We start from the raw sequence: 19686 nt of genomic DNA, 5'->3' as shown, positions 1-19686 counted from the left end.
CATGAGCCTTCCAAAACCTGACATTCAGACCACCGTTGTCATCACCGGCGCCTCGTCCGGCATCGGCGCCGAACTGGCCCGCGGGCTGGCCCGCCGCGGCTTCCCGCTGCTGCTGGTCGCGCGGCGCCGCGAGCGCCTCGACGAGTTGGCCAACGAGGTGGGCCAGGAGTACTCGGTGGCCGTCGAGGTGCTGCCGCTGGATCTCGGCGACGGCAAGGCCCGCGCCAAGCTGGGGAGCCGGCTGCGCAGCGAGCCGATCGCCGGCCTGTGCAACAGCGCCGGTTTCGGCACCAGCGGGGTGTTCCACGAGCTGCCGGTGGAGCGCGAGGGCGAAGAGGTCACCCTCAACGCGCTGGCGTTGATGGAACTCACCCACGCGACGTTGCCCGGCATGGTCGACCGCGGCGCCGGCGCGGTGATGAACATCGCGTCGATCGCGGGATTCCAGCCCGTTCCCTTCATGGCGGTCTATTCGGCCACCAAGGCCTTTGTGCAGACGTTCTCCGAAGCGGTGCACGAGGAGCTGCACGGGACGGGGGTGTCGGTGACCTGCCTGTGCCCGGGACCCGTGCCGACGGAGTGGGCCGAGATCGCCAACGCCGAGCGGTTCAGCATTCCCATCGCGCAGGTGTCGCCGCGCGACGTGGCCGAGGCGGCCATCGGTGGCATGGTGGCCGGCCGGCGCACGGTGGTGCCCGGCGTGGTGCCCAAGGTGGTCAGCACCGGCGGCCGGTTCGCGCCGCGCAGCCTGCTGTTGCCGGGCATCAGGATCGGCAACCGATTCCGCGGCGGGCCCAAGAGCTGACGGTGCTACGGGGAGCCGCTCGACTCGCCATAAGCGCGCCGCGCACGATCGTCGCCGGGGCTTTCCTGGTCATGGTCGCGGCCGGAATTTTCGGCTTCTCCGCCCTCGACGTGCTGTCGGCGGGCGGCTATCAGGATCCGTCATCGCAGTCTGCACGGGCCCAGCGGGTGCTCGCGGAGAAGTTTGACTACGGCGACCAACAGATGGTCTTCGAGGTGACCACCGAGGCGGGCGCCCAGAGCGAGTCCGCCCGAAAGGTGGCCACCGACATCGTCGCGCAGCTGAAAGCGTCGCCGGACGTCGCTCAAGTCAGCTCGGCGTGGACCGTTCCGCCGCCGGCCGCGGCGGGCCTGATCAGCAAGGACGGTAAGACCGGATTGATCGTCGCGGGCATTCGCGGCGGCGAGACCGGCGCCCAGCGCAACGCCGCGGCGCTGGCGAAGAAACTCGTGCGCGACCGTGACGGCGTCACGGTGAAGGCAGGTGGCGAGGCGCTGACGTATGCGCAGATCAACAAGCAAAGCGAAAAGGACCTGTTGGTCATGGAATCCATCGCGTTTCCATTGAGCTTCGTTGTGCTGGTGTGGGTGTTCGGCGGCATGCTCGCCGCGGCGATTCCGATGGCGGTAGGCGGCTTTGCCATCGTTTGCACCTTGGCGACGCTGCGAGCGATCACACTCTTCGCCGACGTCTCGATATTTGCGCTGAACCTGACGGTGGCCATGGGTCTGGCGTTGGCCATCGACTACACCCTGTTGATCATCAGCCGATACCGCGACGAGCTCGCCGACGGCATGCAGCGCGAGGATGCACTGGTTCGCACCATGTGCACGGCCGGGCGAACCGTGTTGTTCTCGGCGACGACCGTCGCACTGTCCATGGCCACGATGGTGCTGTTTCCGATGTACTTCCTGAAGTCGTTCGCCTACGCGGGCGTCGCGGTGGTCGCCTTGGCGGCCGTTGCCGCGGTGGTGATTACCCCTGCCTTGATCGTGCTGCTCGGCGACCGGCTGGACTCGCTCAACGTGCGGCGGCTGATTCGCCGGGTCGGCGGGCGTTCAGAGCCGGTGTCAGTCCCGATCGAAGAGAGCTTCTTGTACCGCTCGACGAAAGCCGTGATGCGACGGCCGATTTCGATCGCCGTAGCGGTGATCGCGTTCTTGCTGGTGCTGGGGGCGCCTTTTCTCGGGGCGAATTGGGGCTTCTCCGACGACCGGGTGCTGCCGACATCGGCATCGGCTCGGCAGGTCGGCGACGACATGCGCTTCAATTTCGCGGTCGACGCGGGACAAGACGTAATCGTCGTGATCCCTGATGCGTCCGGGTCGGCGCCCGGCGAGATCGAGCGCTACGCCGTCCAACTCTCGCGGGTAGCCGACGTCGTCTCCGTATCGACGCCTGGCGGGACCTTCCAGAACGGCGCCCCGGTCGGGCCGCCTGCCGCACCCACCGGCGCAAAGGACGGCAGTGTCTTCCTCACGGTGCGCAGTGCCGCGGCGTTGTTCTCCATCGCATCGGAAAGACAGCTGGATCGTCTTCAGGCGATCGCCGGACCTGGCGGCCGCGACGTGCAATTCACCGGCAGGGCGGGGATAAACCGCGACAGCGCGGGAGCGGTGACGTCGCGGCTGCCGCTTGTGCTGTCGATCATCGCGGTGATCACGTTCGCGCTGTTGTTCTTGTTGACCGGCAGTGTGATGATGCCGCTGAAAGCCTTGGTGCTCAACGTCTTTTCGCTGACCGCCGCATTCGGCGCGTTGGTATGGATCTTCCAGGAAGGCCACCTCGGCGCCCTGGGCACCACGGCCAACGGCACCTTGATGGTCCACATGCCGGTGCTGCTGTTCTGCATCGCGTTCGGTCTCTCCATGGATTACGAGGTCTTCTTGGTATCTCGGATCCGCGAGCACTGGTTGGCCTCCGACCGAACGCCAGGGGACAACGACGAGGCCGTCGCGCAAGGCGTGGCTCGTTCCGGTCGGGTTGTGACTGCTGCGGCGCTGTTGATGGCGATCTCGTTCGCCGCGTTGATAGCCGCGCGGGTGTCGTTCATGAGGATGTTCGGTCTGGGACTCACTCTGGCGGTGGTGGTCGATGCGACGCTCGTTCGTATGCTGCTGCTTCCGGCGTTCATGCGCTTGATGGGCCGCGCCAACTGGTGGGCGCCCAAACCGTTGGTCAGGCTGCACGAGCGCATCGGCATCAACGAGGAAGAAGGCGAAGTTCGGCCTCGCGCCCTCAGTCCCGAACAGTGATTTGCGCGGTTGCCGCCGGGCGTGATTCGAGGACCCGGATCACACCCGTCACGCCCGTCTCTCCGCCGGACAGGTGACGAAATGCCCGCCTCTGAGCGACAAATGGTGGGTGCGCCGTCTTCCGCGGTCGCGCGGTCCCCGCACCGTCTCCCGTTGTCGCGTCGCCCGTCTCCCGTCGTCGCTCAGAGGCGGGCAACTGACCATGTGCCTCAGCGGTGAGACCGCAGTGGCGGATGTGACGAAGCGCTAGGCTCAGGCGGTGGCTGCTGTGGACCTGACCGCCGACGTCCCGATGACCCCCCAGGACATGTGGGACCACGTGTCCGACCTGTCGGACCTGGGCGACTGGCTGATCATGCACGAGGGCTGGCGCAGCGACCTGCCCGACGAGATCGCCGAGGGCACCCAGATCGTCGGCGTGGCACGCGCCAAGGGCCTCCGCAACCGGGTGACCTGGACGGTCACCACGTGGGACCCGCCGCACGAGATGGCGATGTCCGGGTCCGGCAAGGGCGGGGCCAAGTACGCCGTCACGCTCACCGTGCGGCCCACCGGCGAGGGATCGACGCTGGGCCTGCGCCTCGAACTGGGCGGACGGGCGCTGTTCGGCCCGGTGGGCTCGGCGGCGGCGCGCGCCGTCAAAGGCGACGTCCAGAAGTCGCTGAAGAACTTCGTCGAGTTGTACGGATAAACCGGTCAAGACACACGTGGCGACACGCCGAACTCGTGTCGGTCCGCGGTCATAGACTGGCGTCCCTATGACCGGTTCGTCTGCTCCGAGCGCGAGCGCTCCTCGCGGGTCGTCGTTCGTGCACCTGCATAACCACACCGAGTATTCGATGTTGGACGGTGCTGCGAAGATCGCGCCGATGCTGGCCGAGGTGGACCGGCTGCAAATGCCCGCGGTCGGGATGACCGACCACGGAAACATGTTCGGCGCCAGCGAGTTCTACAACGCGGCGACCAAGGCCGGGATCAAGCCGATCATCGGCGTCGAGGCCTACATCGCGCCGGCCTCGCGCTTCGACACCCGGCGGATCCTGTGGGGTGACCCGGGGCAGAAGTCCGACGACGTGTCGGGCAGCGGCTCCTACACGCACATGACGATGGTGGCCGAGAACGCCGCCGGCCTGCGCAACCTGTTCAAGCTGTCCTCGCTGGCGTCGTTCGAGGGCCAGCTCGGCAAGTGGTCGCGGATGGACGCCGAGATCATCGCCGAGCACGCCGAGGGCATCATCGCCACCACCGGCTGCCCGTCGGGGGAGGTGCAGACCCGGCTGCGGCTGGGCCACGAGCGCGAGGCGCTGGAGTCGGCCGCCAAGTGGCGCGAGATCTTCGGCGCCGACAACTACTTCCTGGAGCTGATGGACCACGGGCTGTCCATCGAGACGCGGGTCCGCGAGGGCCTGCTGGAGATCGGCCGCAAGCTGGGCATCCCGCCGCTGGCCACCAACGACTGCCACTACGTCACCCGCGACGCCGCCCACAACCACGAGGCGCTGCTGTGCGTGCAGACCGGCAAGACCCTCTCGGACCCCAACCGGTTCAAGTTCGACGGTGACGGCTACTACCTGAAGTCGGCCGCCGACATGCGCCAGATCTGGGACGACGAGGTTCCCGGCGCCTGCGACTCCACCCTGCTGATCGCCGAGCGGGTGCAGTCCTACGACGAGGTGTGGGCGCCGCGCGACCGGATGCCGATCTTCCCGGTGCCCGACGGACACGACCAGGCGACCTGGCTGCACCACGAAGTGCTGGCCGGGCTGCAGCGCCGCTTCCCGTCGGGCGTCGGGCAGGACTACATCGACCGGGCCGAGTACGAGATCAAGGTCATCTGTGACAAGGGCTTCCCGTCCTACTTCCTGATCGTCGCCGACCTGATCAACTACGCGCGGTCGGTCGACATCCGGGTGGGGCCGGGGCGCGGCTCGGCGGCGGGCTCGCTGGTGGCCTACGCGCTGGGCATCACCAACATCGACCCGATCCCGCACGGTCTGCTGTTCGAGCGGTTCCTCAACCCGGAACGTCCGTCGGCGCCCGACATCGATATCGACTTCGACGACCGTCGTCGCGGCGAGATGGTGCGCTACGCCGCCGAGAAGTGGGGATCCGACCGCGTCGCCCAGGTCATCACCTTCGGCACCATTAAAACCAAAGCGGCGCTAAAAGATTCGGCGCGCATCCACTACGGCCAGCCCGGGTTCGCGATCGCCGACCGGATCACCAAGGCGCTGCCCCCGCCGATCATGGCCAAGGACATTCCGCTGTCGGGCATCACCGACCCGGGCCACGAGCGGTACAAGGAGGCCGCCGAGGTCCGCGGCCTGATCGAAACCGACCCGGACGTGCGCACCATCTATCAGACCGCGCGCGGCCTGGAGGGCCTGATCCGCAACGCCGGCGTGCACGCGTGCGCGGTGATCATGAGCAGCGAGCCGCTGACCGAGGCCATCCCGCTGTGGAAGCGGCCCCAGGACGGCGCCATCATCACCGGCTGGGACTACCCGTCGTGTGAGGCCATCGGCCTGCTGAAGATGGACTTCCTGGGCCTGCGGAACCTGACGATCATCGGCGACGCCCTGGAAAACATCAAGAGCAACAGGGGAATCGACCTCGACCTGGAATCGGTGCCGCTGGACGACAAGCCCACCTACGAGCTGCTCGGCCGCGGCGACACCCTGGGCGTGTTCCAGCTCGACGGCGGCCCGATGCGAGATCTGTTGCGCCGCATGCAGCCCACCGAGTTCAACGACATCGTCGCGGTGCTGGCGCTGTACCGCCCCGGCCCGATGGGCATGAACGCGCACAACGACTACGCCGACCGCAAGAACGGTCGTCAGGCGGTCAAGCCGATCCACCCGGAACTCGAGGAGCCGCTGCGCGAGATCCTGGCCGAGACGCACGGCCTGATCGTCTACCAAGAGCAGATCATGTTCATCGCCCAGAAGGTCGCCTCCTACACGATGGGCAAAGCCGACGCGCTGCGTAAGGCGATGGGCAAGAAGAAGCTCGAGGTGCTCGAGGCCGAGTACAAGGGCTTCTACGAAGGCATGACCGCCAACGGCTTCTCCGAAAAAGCGGTGAAAGCGTTGTGGGACACCATCCTTCCGTTCGCCGGGTACGCGTTCAACAAGTCGCACGCCGCCGGTTACGGCCTGGTGTCCTATTGGACCGCCTACCTGAAGGCCAACTATCCGGCCGAGTACATGGCCGGGCTGCTTACCTCGGTCGGCGACGACAAGGACAAGGCCGCGGTCTATCTGGCCGACTGCCGCAAGCTCGGCATAACGGTGCTGCCGCCGGACGTCAACGAGTCGCTGGTGAACTTCGCCTCGGTGGGCCAAGACATCCGGTTCGGGCTGGGCGCGGTGCGCAACGTCGGCGCCAACGTGGTCGGCTCGCTGATCGGCACCCGCAACGGCAAGGGCAAGTTCACCGACTTCTCGGACTACCTCAACAAGATCGACGTCGCGGCCTGCAACAAGAAGGTCACCGAATCGTTGATCAAGGCGGGCGCGTTCGACTCGCTGGGCCACGCCCGCAAGGGCCTGTTCCTTGTGCACACCGACGCCGTCGACTCGGTGCTGGGCACCAAGAAGGCCGAGGCGATGGGCCAGTTCGACCTGTTCGGCGGCGACGACGGCTGCACCGAGTCGGTGTTCAACATCAAGGTGCCCGACGACGAGTGGGAGGACAAGCACAAGCTCGCCCTGGAGCGAGAGATGCTGGGCCTGTACGTCTCCGGGCACCCGCTCAACCAGGTGGCGCACCTGCTGACCGCGCAGGTCGACACTCAGATCCCGGCCATCCTCGACGGCGATGTGCCCAACGACGCCCAGGTGCGGGTGGGCGGCATCCTCGCCTCCGTCAACCGCCGGGTCAACAAGAACGGGATGCCTTGGGCGTCGGCCCAATTGGAGGACCTCACCGGTGGCATCGAGGTGATGTTCTTCCCGCAGGCGTACTCGGTGTACGGGGCCGACATCGCCGACGACGTCGTGGTGCTGATCAAGGCCAAGGTGTCGCTGCGCGACGACCGGGTCGCGCTGATCGCCAACGAGCTTGTGGTGCCAGACTTCTCCAACGCGCAGCCCAACCGGCCGCTGGCGGTCAGCCTGCCGACGCGGCAGTGCACCATCGACAAGGTCACCGCGCTCAAGCAGGTGCTGGCCCGTCACCCTGGCACGTCGCAGGTGCATCTGCGGCTGATCAGCGGCGACCGGATCACCACGCTGGAACTGGATGCATCCCTTCGGGTTACGCCGTCGCCGGCGCTGATGGGGGATCTCAAGGCGCTGCTCGGCCCGGGCTGCCTGGGCGGTTAGGCGGGGGGGCCAATCCTCCACGAGTGTGAGGTTAGTTTCACACTCGCGTTCGAACGTGAAGCTAACTTCACGTTCGACCCCGAACAGCTACGCCAATCGCAACGCAGCCTGGTGGTCGTGGGTCGGGATGATCGCCACCGTGTGCCGCGCCAGGTGCAGGCGCTGCAGGGTTCTGAACGTCTCCTCGCGATCCTCGTCCACCAAATTGCCTGGGTAGCTTGCCTTCTGCCGGACCTTGTCGATCTGCAAATGGTGCCAGGCGGCGTCGCCGGCGATGAGGATCCAGCCCCGCGCGGTATGCGCGAGCACCCCGACGCTGCCGGGGGTGTGGCCGGCCAGGTCCACCAGGATGACCGAATGATCGCCGAAGAGATCGTGGCTGGCGGTGAAGGTCAACACCGGCGGCCCGTCCAGGTCGTATTCGTTGACGGGCCGGCCGCGCAGCGAATCACGAACGCCGCCAACGGGAGCGACGGGCCCCGAGCCAATCCAGTCATGTTCGCGGCGGTGCAGGTGCACGGGCAGATCCGGCAGGTCCAGCAGACCCGACACGTGGTCCCAGTGCGCGTGGGTGGGGAGCGCGAAATCCAGGCGGGGCGCGTCGGGCAACCGGTCCAGCGCGGTGCGGGTAGGGATGGTGCCGGCCGGCGGCCGGACCGCGACCCGCAGCCCGGCGGGCAGCTGGGCGATCGCGCGTCGCTCGACGTCGACGCAGACCGCGGGGTCGACGATGAACGTCGCCTCCGGATGGGTGACAACGAACGAGGTCAGCGAGTTCTCCACGCGCGCCGGGGCGAATGTGCCCTCCACGATGGCGGCGGTCGGCACCGGGCGCGGCAGTTGGGGCAGCGCGGTCACCGTCACGGTGCGCGCGGGAGACGGCAGGCCCGCGTCGACGACGCTGCACAGGAACCGGTCGTCGGGCCGCTTCGGGCGCACCATGCCGAGCGCCAATCCCGCTGCGGCGCCGCAGCATTGGCGAAAGCCGGGGGAGCGGACGGGGTTGGACACCGTCGCACGCGTCATGGCAGGTCCACCCGCACGATCACGCTGTCCGGCCACACCCCGCGGTCGCGGGCGCGCCGCAACTTCTCACGCGCGCACAGATCCTGGTGCACGTTGGTCACGCCGGGCACCTTGATCAGCGGAACGATGTTCCACTGCCAGCCGTAGCGCCGGTGCAGCACGCGGTTGGCGCGGGCGGCCTCGGCGCCGGACAGCACCGTGGCGCGGCCCGTCACCGTCGTCGCGCCGGGGCGCAGCCGGCCCCGGTGGTCGCAGGCCGCGAGCTCGACGTCACGGCGGGCGGCCAGCCGCCTGGTTTTCGGGCCGACCTTGGTCCGGAACAGCAGGGCGTCATCGTCGAACGCGAACCAGATCGGGGTGTCGACGGGTGTGCCGTCGCGGCGAAACGATCGCAGCAGGGCGTAGCGGGAACGGCTGAGTTCCGCGTGTTGGGGGATGGCCATAACCCCAGTCAACGACTTAGAGTTGGCTCGAAGTCAAGCATCGAATTCCCGGGGAGGGTGTGATGGCGCCGAGCCTGACGATCGGAGAGGTGGCGCGCCAGGCCGGGGTGGCCGCGACGGCGTTGCGCTACTACGAGCAGATCGGCCTGGTGCCGGAGCCGGCGCGGTCGGGCGGCCAGCGCCGCTACGACGACTCGGTCCTGGCCCGCCTCGAGGTGATCGCGCTGTGCAAGGCCGCCGGGTTCTCGCTGGAAGAGATCCAGTTGCTGTTCGCCGACGACGCCCCCGGGCGGCCGGCCAGCCGCGCGCTGGCCGGGGCCAAACTCGCCGAGATCGACGCCCAGATGGACTCGCTGGCCCGCGCCCGCGCCGTCATCGAGTGGGGGATGCGCTGCACGTGCCCCTCAATTGACGCCTGTACCTGTGGCATTCACCCACCCCACGCCGGCAAGGAGATCATGTGACCCAGCAACACCCCATCGCCGTGCAGAACTTCTCGCACATCTGCGTCGGCGTCTCCGACATCGAGGCGTCGCTGGCCTTCTACACCGCGGTGCTGGGCATGGACGTGGTGTTCGACGTCGAACTCGCGGGCGCCGGGCTGGATTCGGTCACCGGCGGCGCCGCCCAGCAGGGCCGCATGATCGGCGGGCTGATCGGGGCGGCGATGGTGGAGCTGTTGTCGTTGGGTGCGGTGCCCGAGTGCCCGAGCGGCCCGCACCTGGGCTACACGAACATGTCGTTTCGCGTCGACGACCTCGACGCCGCCTACGACACCGTGACGCGCCAGCACCCCGGCGTCCGGGCCGACCCGCCCGTCGACATCGGGGGCGTGCGGATGTTCTTCATCCACGACCCCGATGGCACGCCGATCGAGCTGGTGGAACTGCCCGGCGGCGCGACGAGCACGGTGCAGCTCTGGCGCCCGGAGGCGTGATCCGGTGAAGTCACGCGATATGTTCCCTGCCCCTGTGCTCGCACGTAGGCTCACGGGGGCAGTGCTGATGCGGCGCCGAGGAGGACGGAAATGACGACGGCCCAGGATCCGGCCACCTTGTGCGAGGCGTTTCAGCGCAACGCCGCGATCGACCCCGACGCCGTCGTGCTGCGCACACCCGGTGCAACCCAGACGATGACGTGGCGCGAGTGTGCCGAACAGGTGCGCAAGGTGGCCGCCGGCCTTTCGGGGCTGGGGATCCGGCGCGGCGACGCCGTGTCGCTGATGATGGCCAACCGCATCGAGTTCTATCCGCTCGAAATCGGTGCGCAACACCTTGGGGCGACATCATTTTCGGTGTACAACACGCTGCCGGCCGAGCAGCTGACGTATCTGTTCGGCAACGCGGGCACCAAGGTCGCAATCTGCGAGGAGCAGTACGTGGACCGCATTCGCGCCAGCGGGGTGCCGATCGAGCACATCGTCTGCATCGACGGCGCGCCGCCGGGCGCCTTGTCGATCGAGCAGCTGTACGCGGCGGCCGAAGATGAATTCGACTTCGAATCAACCTGGCGCGCGGTGCAACCCGACGACATCGTCACGCTCGTCTACACCTCGGGGACCACCGGAAACCCCAAGGGTGTGGAGATGACCCACGCCAACCTGCTGTTCGAGTCCCAGGCCCTCAACAGCGTGCTCCCGTCGCAGTTCGGTGACCGGGTCACCTCGTATCTGCCGACGGCGCACATGGCCGACCGGGTGATGGGGCTCTACGCCCTGGAGGTGTTCGGCGCCCAGGTCACCGTCGTCGACGATCCGCGGGCCATCGCCGCCGCGCTGCCCGACGTGCGACCCACGGTGTGGGCCGCGGTGCCGCGAATCTGGGAAAAGCTCAAGGCGGGAATCGAATTCACCGTTGCCAACGAAACCGACGAGGTCAAGCGCCAGGCGTTGCAGTGGGCGATGGCGGTGGCCGCCAGGCGCGCCGACGCACTGGTGAGCGGTGACCGGATGCCGGACGAGCTGGCCGCCGAATGGGCGCGGGCCGACGAGCTGGTGCTGTCGAAGCTGCGCGAGCGGCTCGGGTTCGGCGAACTACGCTGGGCGGTCTCGGGCGCGGCGCCGATCCCCAAGGAGACGCTGGCCTTCTTCGCCGGCATCGGGATTCCGATCGCCGAGGTGTGGGGGATGTCGGAGCTGAGTTGCGTTGCGGCCGTGAGTCACCCGCGCGACGCCCGGCTCGGTTCGGTCGGCAAGCTGCTGCCCGGGCTGGAGGGCAGGATCGCCGACGACGGCGAGTTCTTGGTGCGCGGTCCGCTGGTGATGAGGGGCTACCGCAAGGAGCCGGCGAAGACGGCCGAGGCGATCGACCGCGAGGGCTGGCTGCACACCGGCGACATCCTGGAGGCCGACGCCGAAGGCTACCTGCGCGTGGTGGACCGCAAGAAGGAGTTGATCATCAATGCGGCCGGAAAGAACATGTCCCCGGCCAACATTGAGAACGCCATCCTGGCCGCTTGTCCCATGGTCGGGGTGATGATCACCATCGGCGACGGACGGCCATACAACGCCGCACTGATGGTCTTCGACGCCGACTCGGTCGGCCCCTACGCGGCCCAGCGCGGCCTGCCCGACGCATCGCCGGCCGCCCTGGCGGCCGACCCCGAGGTCGTAGCGCAGATCGCGGCCGGGGTGGCCGCGGGCAACGACAAGCTCTCCCGGGTCGAACAGATCAAACGGTTCCGGATCCTGCCCACCTTGTGGGAGCCCGGCGGCGACGAGATCACGCTGACGATGAAGCTCAAGCGCAAGCCGATCATCGCGAAGTACGCCGACGAGATTGAGCAGCTCTATGCCCCCGAACCGCATCCGGATGTGCACGAGCCCGTCGAAGCCGCCACGGCGCAGCCGGCATGATCGGGGGACCGGCGGGCATGGCCCGCGAATTTGGCCGGGTCGGACTGCGAAAGCTGTTGCAGCGCAGCGGTCTTGTCGCGGAATCGACGTCACCGCTATCGACGGACCCGGCCGAGGTCGGCGATTTGCTGGCTGCGCCATGGTATGACGAGCGGCTGGGCAAGCTGGCCCACGAGCTCGGGCGTGATTTGGACAGCGTGCGTGCCGAGGCCGCCTGTTACCTGCGTGAGATGGCACCTTCGCTCGACGAGCGGGCGGTAAAGGCCTGGCGAAGCTTCAGTTGCTGGCTGATGCGCGCCTACGACGTGCTGACCGACGAGGATCAGATCGCCCAGCTGCGCAAGCTGGACCGCAAAGTCACACTGGCGTTCGCCTTTTCGCATCGCTCCTATCTGGACGGTCTGCTACTGCCCGAGGTGATCCAGGCCAACCGGCTCTCACCCGCACTCACCTTCGGCGGCGCCAACCTGAATTTCTTCCCGATGGGCGCCTGGGCAAAGCGCACCGGAACCATCTTCATTCGGCGCCAGACCAAGGACATTCCCGTCTATCGCTTCGTGTTGCGCGCGTACGCCGCGCAGCTGGTGCAAAATCACGCCAACCTGACCTGGTCCATCGAGGGCGGCCGTACCAGGACGGGCAAGTTGCGGCCGCCGGTGTTCGGGATCCTGCGGTACATCGCCGACGCTGTCGACGAAATCGACGGCCCAGAGGTCTATTTGGTGCCGACTTCGATCGTGTACGACCAGTTGCACGAGGTGGAGGCCATGACCACCGAGGCCTATGGTGCGACGAAGCGGCCCGAAGACTTTCGCTTCCTGATCCGGCTGGCACGACAGCAGGGCGAGCGGCTGGGCCGCGCCTACCTCGACTTCGGGGAGCCGCTGCCGCTGCGCAAGCGCCTCGAAGAGCTGCGGGCCGAGGAGTCCGGCACGGGCACCGAGATCGAACGCATCGCGCTGGACGTCGAGCACCGGATCAACCGCGCCACGCCCGTCACCCCGACCGCTGTGGTGAGCCTCGCCCTGCTGGGCGCCGACCGTTCCCTGTCCATCAGTGAGGTTTTGGCCACCGTGCGTCCGCTGGCGAGCTACATCGCGGCTCGCAACTGGAAGGTGGCCGGAGCGGCCGACCTGACGAATCGCTCCACCATCCGCTGGACCCTGCACCAGTTGGTCGCCTCCGGCGTCGTCAGCGTGTACGACGCCGGCACCGAACCGGTCTGGGGCATCGGTGCGGAGCAGCACCTGGTCGCCGCGTTCTACCGCAACGCCGCCATTCACATCGTGGTCGACCGTGCGATCGCCGAGACGGCATTGCTCGCCGCCACAGAGGACGCCGAGGGTTCGGTCGACGGGCTGGTGCAACCGACCGCCGTGCGCGATGAGGCGCTGCGCCTGCGCGAGTTGCTGAAATTCGAGTTCTTGTTCTCAGCACGCGCGCAATTCGAGAAGGAACTCGCCGACGAGGTGCGCCTGATCGGGCGGGTGGATGACACCAGCAAGGCGGCAAGCGCGGGGGACGTGCGTGGCCTGCTGGACAAGGCCGACGTCCTGCTGGCGCACCTGGTGCTGCGCCCGTTCCTCGACGCATACCACATCGTCGCCGACCGGCTCGCCGACTACGACGACGAATCGTTCGACGAGGACGAATTTCTCGCCGAGTGCCTCGAGGTGGGCAAGCAGTGGGAGCTGCAACGCAGGATCGCCAGCGCCGAGTCGCGGTCGATGGAGCTGTTCAAGACCGCGCTGCGGCTGGCGCGGCATCGCGAACTGGTCGACGGCGTGGAGCACCCGGAGATCGCCCGCCGGCGGCGTGAGTTCGCCGACGAGATCGCGGCGGCTGTCCGGCGGGTGAATACCATTGCGGAGCTGGCCGGGACGCGGTGAGACGCGGTTTCGGCGACCGCATGGTACGACCCTGTCGCGCAACGTGATCGGAGCGCAAGGGTCACTGGTGAATCAACTCCTCACCGATGCGATTCGAAGGGCACCGTCTTGGGAAGTTCGGCTCCCTTCGGTAGGACCAGCCGGCCGTCGGTGTTGTTGTAGCCGGACCGTTTCGTCGGCATCGGCAAGACAGGATTGGGGCACGGCTGATCGGTGCCGTCACCGCAGATGCCACCGTTGAGGTAGGAACGCTTTTGAACATCTTCCGGCCAGGGGTCGGCATGCATGCCGATCCATTGCGCCGGAAGGTTGTAAAAGAAGAAGAAGCAGGCGCTCACCGCGGCGAAGATCGCCAGGAAGCGGGTGAGCTGCTGGCTGGCGAGACCGCCTCGGACATGGTCGAGTCCGCGCTCCACGATGGTGCGGCCACGGTCGTCGGTGAAGAAGCGCAGACAGCACAGCGCGGTCAGGACACCGCCCCACATCAGGCCTTCATAGATGGGCCACTGGTAATACGTGCCGGCGTTGATTGACACCGCCCGAATCGCACCGGGGTATACGTAGAACCCGATTGGCAAGAAGATCAGGCCCTCCATGACGAAGTCGAGCAGGAAATTGAACGCGAAGGCAAGGGCTATCAACGGCGCGTTGTTGACGTTGGGCCAGCGCGCCTTGATCCTGCGCATCACCCAGCATCCGAGCATGACGATCAGCAGATTGCCGAATGAGTAGCCGGGCACGTTGGTCAGTAGTGGTTCCACGACCTGATGTCCGGGTACCTCCGGCGATACCCACCCCGGGATGTTGGACGACCAGGAGCCTCGATTGGGCATCCAGGTGTTGTAGGTACACCAGGTGTTCAAGTAGTTGAGCAGTGGATCCTGGAAGAACATCAGGCCCATCGAAACCATGAGCATGCCGTCCAGGGTGATCCGCCGCTCGCGTCGCCACGGTCGAATGATGAACCACCACACCGCGAATGGCAGGCCGATCCACGCGAAGACCGCATTCGCCACGAGAGGCACTTTCATGTACATCGGCGGGACATCCGGACCGGAAGCCACCGGGTCGAAATACGGGCCCGTGATCCACCGGATCCAGACGTACAACTGAAGTGCGAGAAGCGCGCCGCCAATGACAGCCCACACCTTGACCGGCCGGACGGCGGCCTCGGCCCGGCCGCCAGGTTCGGCCACCCTGCGAACCACGGCCTCGGTGAGGAGGGGCGCGTTGGTCTTGTTCGACAGATCACTCATTGCGCGCTGTGTCCTCCTGTGTCGCAGAGAGGTTCGTCGCGCCTCCGCGCGGCCCAGCGACGAGGCCGGCGATTGAGGGCGGGAGCCATTGGTCCAATCGTCCGCCAATATACTCATGGGTATCCAAGAATCGGAAGAGGTTCCCAGAATGCGCGCAGAAGCTCCTAGCTATTCGGCGAGACGGGTAAAAGGGGTTTCAGACAGCTGGCCTGGGCGAAAGATGTTGTGCTCAAGGCAACTTGATGACGGAGACATACATTTCAAGGGTGGGCCGGTAGAGATCGACGTCATCGAGCTGGCTGCCCAGCATGACGGAGTCAGTGGTGGCGACGAGTATGTGGGCGAATGTCAGTGGAGGGATCAGCAGAGCTCCGCCTAGCCGGTTTATGCCTTCGACGATGAACTTGGCCAGTGCTTCGACGACTTCTGATCGCTTCGCGGCCACCCGTTCCCGTGCGTCGGGGTTGCGAAGTAGATACAAGGTAAATTCGTGTCCCAACGCGGCGTGCTCGGCGCCGCGGTCATCGCTGAGTTTTCGCCAACGTTCGGCGATTTGGTCGAGTTCGCGCGCTCCGATCTGGGTGGCGGTCGACATCACCTCGGAGAAGTTGTCGAAATACCGGCGCCAGTAGCGATCGCTCACCGCCAGGAACAGGTCTTCCTTCGCGGCGAAGTGTTTGTAGATGGCGCCCTTCGTGTAACCCGCGGCGTGTGCGATGTCGTCGAGAGAGGCTGCCATGAAGCCTTTTTCGGCAAACACCTCCTCCGCGGCGTCCAACAGCAGCGAACGAGTGTGCTCAAGGCGCCGCTCTCGCGTCCAGCGCTCAACCATGTCGCGATTCTGCCATAGAATCTGAGATTATCCTTGGTTATCGAGATACCAGTTGGTATGTTAACGGAGACCCGGCTATCCGAGCTTCACGACTGATCGCCTCATCGTGAGCGTGGGCATGCGTATCGCGGGCGCGCCGTGGCCGGTGGCGTCGCTGGCGCGGCCGGGTTCACGGACGCTGTATCACGACGATTCAGGAGGGCAGTGTCATGACTGAACTGGCGAGCGGCAAGAGCACACCGGTGGTTACCGAGTCGCTCGGGGACGTGGCTTCACTCGGGACCAGGGCTGCTCCCAAGTCCAAGCCCGTGCGGATCTGGGCCATCGCCGGGGGCGCCATTCTCGCTTTTCAGCTGTACGTGTGGATCCGCTGGATCGTCGGCCCCAATTTCGAGCGGGTCCCTCCGGGGCCGAGCGATCCACCGGCGTTCATGAAGGCGATCCTTTTCACCTGGACCGCCGTGATCGTCGTCGGGCTGCCGGTTGCCTTCTGGTGGTTCATCATTCGGCCGTGGCGCCGTGAGCGGCGAGTCACCCTGGACGGGATGCTCCTGATCTCATGCGGCTTGCTGTTCTTTCAGGATCCGCTGCTGAACTACTTCAACACATGGAGCACCTACAACACCTGGATGTGGAACCGGGGCTCATGGGTCCAGGACATTCCGGGTTGGGTCTCGTTCGGAAAACCGGGTGCCATGATGGCCGAGCCGTTCCTGATGAATGCGCCGGGCTACTTCTTCGTGCTGCTCTGCACGATGCTTGGGTGCTGGGTAATGCGCAAAGCCAAGCAGCGCTGGCCCAACATCAACACCTTCGGCTTGATCGGCGTGGTGATCGCCTGGACCTTCGTCTTCGATTTCGTCATCGAGGGGTTGTTCCTCATGCCGATGGGTCTCTTCACCTACCCCGGCGCTATTCGGGCCTTGTCGGTCAATCCCGGTACCTACTACCAGTGGCCGCTCTATGAAGGGCTCATGTGGGGCGGCGTGCAGGCCGGACTGTGCTGCCTGCGCTACTTCACCGACGACCGCGGCCGGACCTTCGTCGAACGCGGGCTGGACCACGTTCGAGGCGGTCTCGCCAGACAGCAGCTCGCCCGCTTCCTGGCGATCTTTGCCGCCTGCAGCGCCTTCTTCTTCGTCTTCTACAACCTGCCCGCGCAGTGGTTCGCGATGCACCAAGATCCCTGGCCCGACGACATCCTGAAGCGCTCGTATTTCCTGATGGGCATCTGCGGTGCGGAAACCGATCGGCCGTGCCCCGATCCGTCTCTGCCGGTGCCCCTGACGAATTCGGGCTACATCAACCACGACGGGCAGCTTGTCCTCCCCGCGGGCGTAAAGCCGCCGGCAAACGTTCCACTCGATCGGGGGAAGTAATTGTTGAACAGCCAGCCCGCCGCCGTTCGCTCCCTATCGGATGCGCCGTTCTACCGAGCCGTCGGCGACGAGGTGGAAGTCTTCCGCGCGGCCGCCCGCCGCGGCCTGCCGGTGCTGCTGAAAGGCCCCACCGGATGCGGAAAAACACGATTCGTGGAGGCGATGGCCCACCAGCTCGGCCGGGACCTGATCACCGTTGCCGGCCACGAGGACATGACGTCGGCCGATCTGGTGGGCCGGTTCCTGCTCAAGGGCGGTGAAACGGTCTGGGTGGACGGACCCTTGACTCGCGCCGTGCGCGAGGGCGCCATCTTCTATCTGGACGAGGTGGTGGAGGCGCGCCAGGACACCACCGTGGTCATCCATCCGCTCGCCGATCACCGTCGGGAGCTTCCGGTCGATCGGCTCGGCACCACCTTGCGGGCGGCACCCGGATTCCAGCTGGTGATCTCCTACAACCCCGGCTACCAGAGCGTCCTGAAGAACCTCAAGGAGTCGACCCGCCAGCGCTTCGTCGCCATCGAGCTCGGCTACCCGTCCCCGGAGATCGAGACGGAGGTGGTTGCCTACGAAGCCGGGATCGACACCGAGACCGCACGTTCGTTGGTCAAGCTCGCTTACGCCATCCGCAACCTCGACGGCTCACCCTTGCGCGAGGTGTCCTCCACGCGCATGTTGATTCTCGCCGCCGGCCTTGCCGCCGAAGGGCTGAACCTGCGCAGTGCAGTCCACGCGGCCGTCGTCCAGGTGCTCTCCGACGACGACGATGTCATCCGAGCCCTCGACGAACTCGTCAACACCGTCCTGCCCCAAAGTGACCGACGCGCCTAACAATCCCGACCGGTTCCGGTTCCTCGCCACATACATCGCCGGCAGGTCCGTCGAAGTCACCGAGGCGCCGGCCGGCCTGCCTGTGCACACCGACGGCAGGTTCATCTTCGTGTCGCCCGGCGCCTCCGTCGCGCAGCAGCGCCGCGAGATGGTGGTGCAGGCGGCACTTCTCGGCGCGGGCAGCCTTGATCCGCGGTTGGTCAGGGGATTGCGCGCACGTTCCACCTTGGCGCGCCGTTACCTGGCACTCGAAGGTCGACGGGTTCTCGCCGACCTCGCCCGGCACGTTCCCCTCGATGCCGTGCTCCTCCCGGACGAACGACCCAGTACTACGACCGCCGATGAGTCACTCGAGGTGGCCAAGAGCCGAATCAAGGTTGGCGACCCGCCGGGATGGTTCGGTGTCATCAAGCCGTCCCGGCTGATGGCGGCGTCCACTGGACCGGGTGGTCAGGCCACCAACAAAGATCTGCAATTGCGGTTCGACCCTATCGAGATGCCCGAGTCGGAGGACGACGACGAAGACGATGACGGCGGGAAGTCGGGGGACAGCAAGATCCTCAAATTGTTTGAAAGTCCGTTCCTCAACAACAAGTCGATGTCGGACTATTTCCGCAAGATGTTCGGAGGTTCGAGCTCTCCTGGAGTGGGCGCTGCGGGCGCCGAGCTGACGGTTCGCTCAATGCGCCGGGCGAAAGAGGTCGGTCCGAATGCGCGTCCCCTGCCCACCCGGGTCCGGTTCACCGATGACGGCAAGCCCGGTCCAGCGATAGGCGTGGGCGGCGCCCTGTATCCCGAGTGGGACGTCTTCGACGACCGGTACAAGCCTGACTGGTGCCGGGTCATCGACTTTCCACTGACCGTAGCCGCCGACGTCTCGGATGCCGGTGTGGCGCACGACGACATGCTGCGGCGCCGTCTGGCTCGCGTCGGCCTCGGGCCGAAGGTCCTGCGCAGCCGTGCCGACGGGGATGACCTCGACATCGAGGCGCTCATCGATCTGTTCGTCGATCTGCAATCAGGCTTCTCCTCACCCGAGCACGTCTACCTGGAGCGCCGCAAACTTGCCCGCAATCTCGGCGTGCTCATTTTGATCGACGCGTCCGGGTCCGCCATCGACGCCGATGCGGATGGCCTCGCAGTGCACGACCACCAGCGACGCGCGGCCGCCACTCTGGCCGTGACACTCGAAGAGCTTGGTGATCGGGTCGCCGTCTACGCCTTCAGATCACAGGGCCGCCACGCCGTCCATCTGCCGGTCATCAAGACGTTCGACCAGAGTTTCGGCGCTGTCGGGCGCGCGCGGCTCAACCAGCTCGAACCGTCGGGCTATACGCGCCTCGGTGCCGGCATCCGCGGTGCCGGCGAGATCCTCAAAAGTCAGGCGGGCACACCGAATCGGCTGTTGGTCGTCCTTTCCGATGGATTCCCCTACGACGACGGCTACGAAGGCCGCTATGCCGAAGCCGACTCCTTCAAGGCCCTCGAAGAACTGCGGGCAGAAGGCGTTGCCTGCCTTTGTCTTTCCATCGGGACCACGACTGCTACCGATGCGCTCGAACGTGTCTTTGGTTCCGCCGGCTATGCGAGCGCCGCAACGCTGACCGAATTGAGCCCACGAATGGATGAGTTGTTCCTGTCTTCCCTGCGTGAACTCGCCGCGACGAGACCGTCGCGAGTTCGCTGACCACGCCGAGCGGCTGCGCATCGCGCACGTCAAGGCCCGGCCACTCCTGCTCAGCGAGCGGCCCCTCGCACACCGGCAGGTCGAGACCCCTGATGTGCTCGAGC

Annotated in this window: 15 protein-coding genes; 11 read left to right on the top strand and 4 right to left on the bottom strand. The window is 66.4% G+C overall.

Annotated elements, in window-relative coordinates:
* The first annotated feature begins 1 nt into the window (after position 1).
* From A5732_RS14290 to dnaE, 4 genes are all read left to right on the top strand, one after another.
* Entirely contained in the window at positions 2 to 805 is an 804-nt protein-coding gene (locus A5732_RS14290; RefSeq protein ID WP_076102538.1) for an SDR family NAD(P)-dependent oxidoreductase, read from the top strand.
* Between the two features lie 2 nt (positions 806 to 807).
* Positions 808 to 3060, top strand: coding sequence for an MMPL family transporter (locus A5732_RS14285; RefSeq protein WP_076102537.1), 2253 nt, complete (start codon positions 808 to 810; stop codon positions 3058 to 3060).
* 259 nt (positions 3061 to 3319) lie between these two features.
* Positions 3320 to 3751 carry a type II toxin-antitoxin system Rv0910 family toxin gene (locus A5732_RS14280; protein ID WP_065054331.1) on the top strand — a complete coding sequence of 144 codons (432 nt, stop codon included), beginning with the start codon at positions 3320 to 3322 and terminating at the stop codon, positions 3749 to 3751.
* 67 nt (positions 3752 to 3818) lie between these two features.
* A complete protein-coding gene (dnaE, locus tag A5732_RS14275; protein ID WP_076102536.1) occupies positions 3819 to 7385 on the top strand; it encodes a DNA polymerase III subunit alpha in 3567 nt (1188 codons plus the stop codon).
* An 87-nt stretch (positions 7386 to 7472) separates the two neighbouring features.
* On the opposite strand, the gene A5732_RS14270 is transcribed toward dnaE, so the two are convergent.
* A complete protein-coding gene (locus A5732_RS14270; RefSeq protein WP_076102535.1) occupies positions 7473 to 8411 on the bottom strand; it encodes an MBL fold metallo-hydrolase in 939 nt (312 codons plus the stop codon).
* Positions 8408 to 8854, bottom strand: coding sequence for a PPOX class F420-dependent oxidoreductase (locus A5732_RS14265; RefSeq protein ID WP_076102534.1), 447 nt, complete (start codon positions 8852 to 8854; stop codon positions 8408 to 8410). Before A5732_RS14265 ends, A5732_RS14270 begins: the two co-directional genes overlap by 4 nt.
* 62 nt (positions 8855 to 8916) lie before the next feature.
* Between A5732_RS14265 and A5732_RS14260 the strand changes: the two genes are divergently transcribed.
* The 4 genes from A5732_RS14260 (at position 8917) to A5732_RS14245 (ending at position 13597) form a co-directional block, all read left to right on the top strand.
* Positions 8917 to 9318 (top strand): helix-turn-helix domain-containing protein, encoded by a 402-nt coding sequence (locus A5732_RS14260; RefSeq protein WP_076102533.1) that lies wholly within the window; start codon positions 8917 to 8919, stop codon positions 9316 to 9318.
* Positions 9315 to 9791, top strand: a complete 477-nt coding sequence (locus tag A5732_RS14255; RefSeq protein WP_076102532.1) for a VOC family protein — start codon at positions 9315 to 9317, stop codon at positions 9789 to 9791. The genes A5732_RS14260 and A5732_RS14255 overlap by 4 nt, the downstream gene beginning before the upstream one ends.
* A 90-nt stretch (positions 9792 to 9881) precedes the next feature.
* On the top strand, positions 9882 to 11708 hold the full coding sequence (fadD11, locus tag A5732_RS14250; RefSeq protein WP_076102531.1) for a fatty acid--CoA ligase FadD11: 1827 nt from the start codon (positions 9882 to 9884) through the stop codon (positions 11706 to 11708).
* Positions 11705 to 13597 (top strand): lysophospholipid acyltransferase, encoded by a 1893-nt coding sequence (locus A5732_RS14245; RefSeq protein ID WP_076102530.1) that lies wholly within the window; start codon positions 11705 to 11707, stop codon positions 13595 to 13597. Before fadD11 ends, A5732_RS14245 begins: the two co-directional genes overlap by 4 nt.
* An 80-nt stretch (positions 13598 to 13677) precedes the next feature.
* Here the strand turns inward: A5732_RS14245 and A5732_RS14240 are convergent, their stop codons facing one another.
* Together A5732_RS14240 and A5732_RS14235 are read right to left on the bottom strand one after the other, a co-directional pair.
* Entirely contained in the window at positions 13678 to 14853 is a 1176-nt protein-coding gene (locus tag A5732_RS14240) for a spirocyclase AveC family protein (protein ID WP_076102529.1), read from the bottom strand.
* Positions 14854 to 15082: 229 nt separating this feature from the next.
* On the bottom strand, positions 15083 to 15685 hold the full coding sequence (locus tag A5732_RS14235; protein ID WP_076050539.1) for a TetR/AcrR family transcriptional regulator: 603 nt from the start codon (positions 15683 to 15685) through the stop codon (positions 15083 to 15085).
* A gap of 209 nt (positions 15686 to 15894) precedes the next feature.
* Between A5732_RS14235 and A5732_RS14230 the strand changes: the two genes are divergently transcribed.
* From A5732_RS14230 to A5732_RS14220, 3 genes are read left to right on the top strand one after another with little or no spacing between them, the layout of a single operon-like run.
* Complete coding sequence (locus tag A5732_RS14230) at positions 15895 to 17064, top strand: spirocyclase AveC family protein (RefSeq protein WP_076102528.1); 1170 nt, start codon at positions 15895 to 15897, stop codon at positions 17062 to 17064.
* The gene (locus A5732_RS14225; RefSeq protein WP_076055246.1) at positions 17065 to 17895 is read left to right on the top strand and encodes a CbbQ/NirQ/NorQ/GpvN family protein; all 831 of its coding nucleotides are present in this window, start codon (positions 17065 to 17067) and stop codon (positions 17893 to 17895) included.
* The gene (locus A5732_RS14220; RefSeq protein ID WP_436971824.1) at positions 17831 to 19582 is read left to right on the top strand and encodes a nitric oxide reductase activation protein NorD; all 1752 of its coding nucleotides are present in this window, start codon (positions 17831 to 17833) and stop codon (positions 19580 to 19582) included. Before A5732_RS14225 ends, A5732_RS14220 begins: the two co-directional genes overlap by 65 nt.
* Positions 19583 to 19686 lie beyond the last annotated feature (104 nt).

It is taken from the genome of Mycobacterium colombiense (assembly GCF_001953985.1).
Taxonomy (GTDB): Bacteria; Actinomycetota; Actinomycetes; order Mycobacteriales; family Mycobacteriaceae; genus Mycobacterium; species Mycobacterium colombiense_B.
The sequence above is the reverse complement of the archived record's forward strand: the minus strand, read 5'-3'. Positions and strand labels throughout refer to the sequence as shown.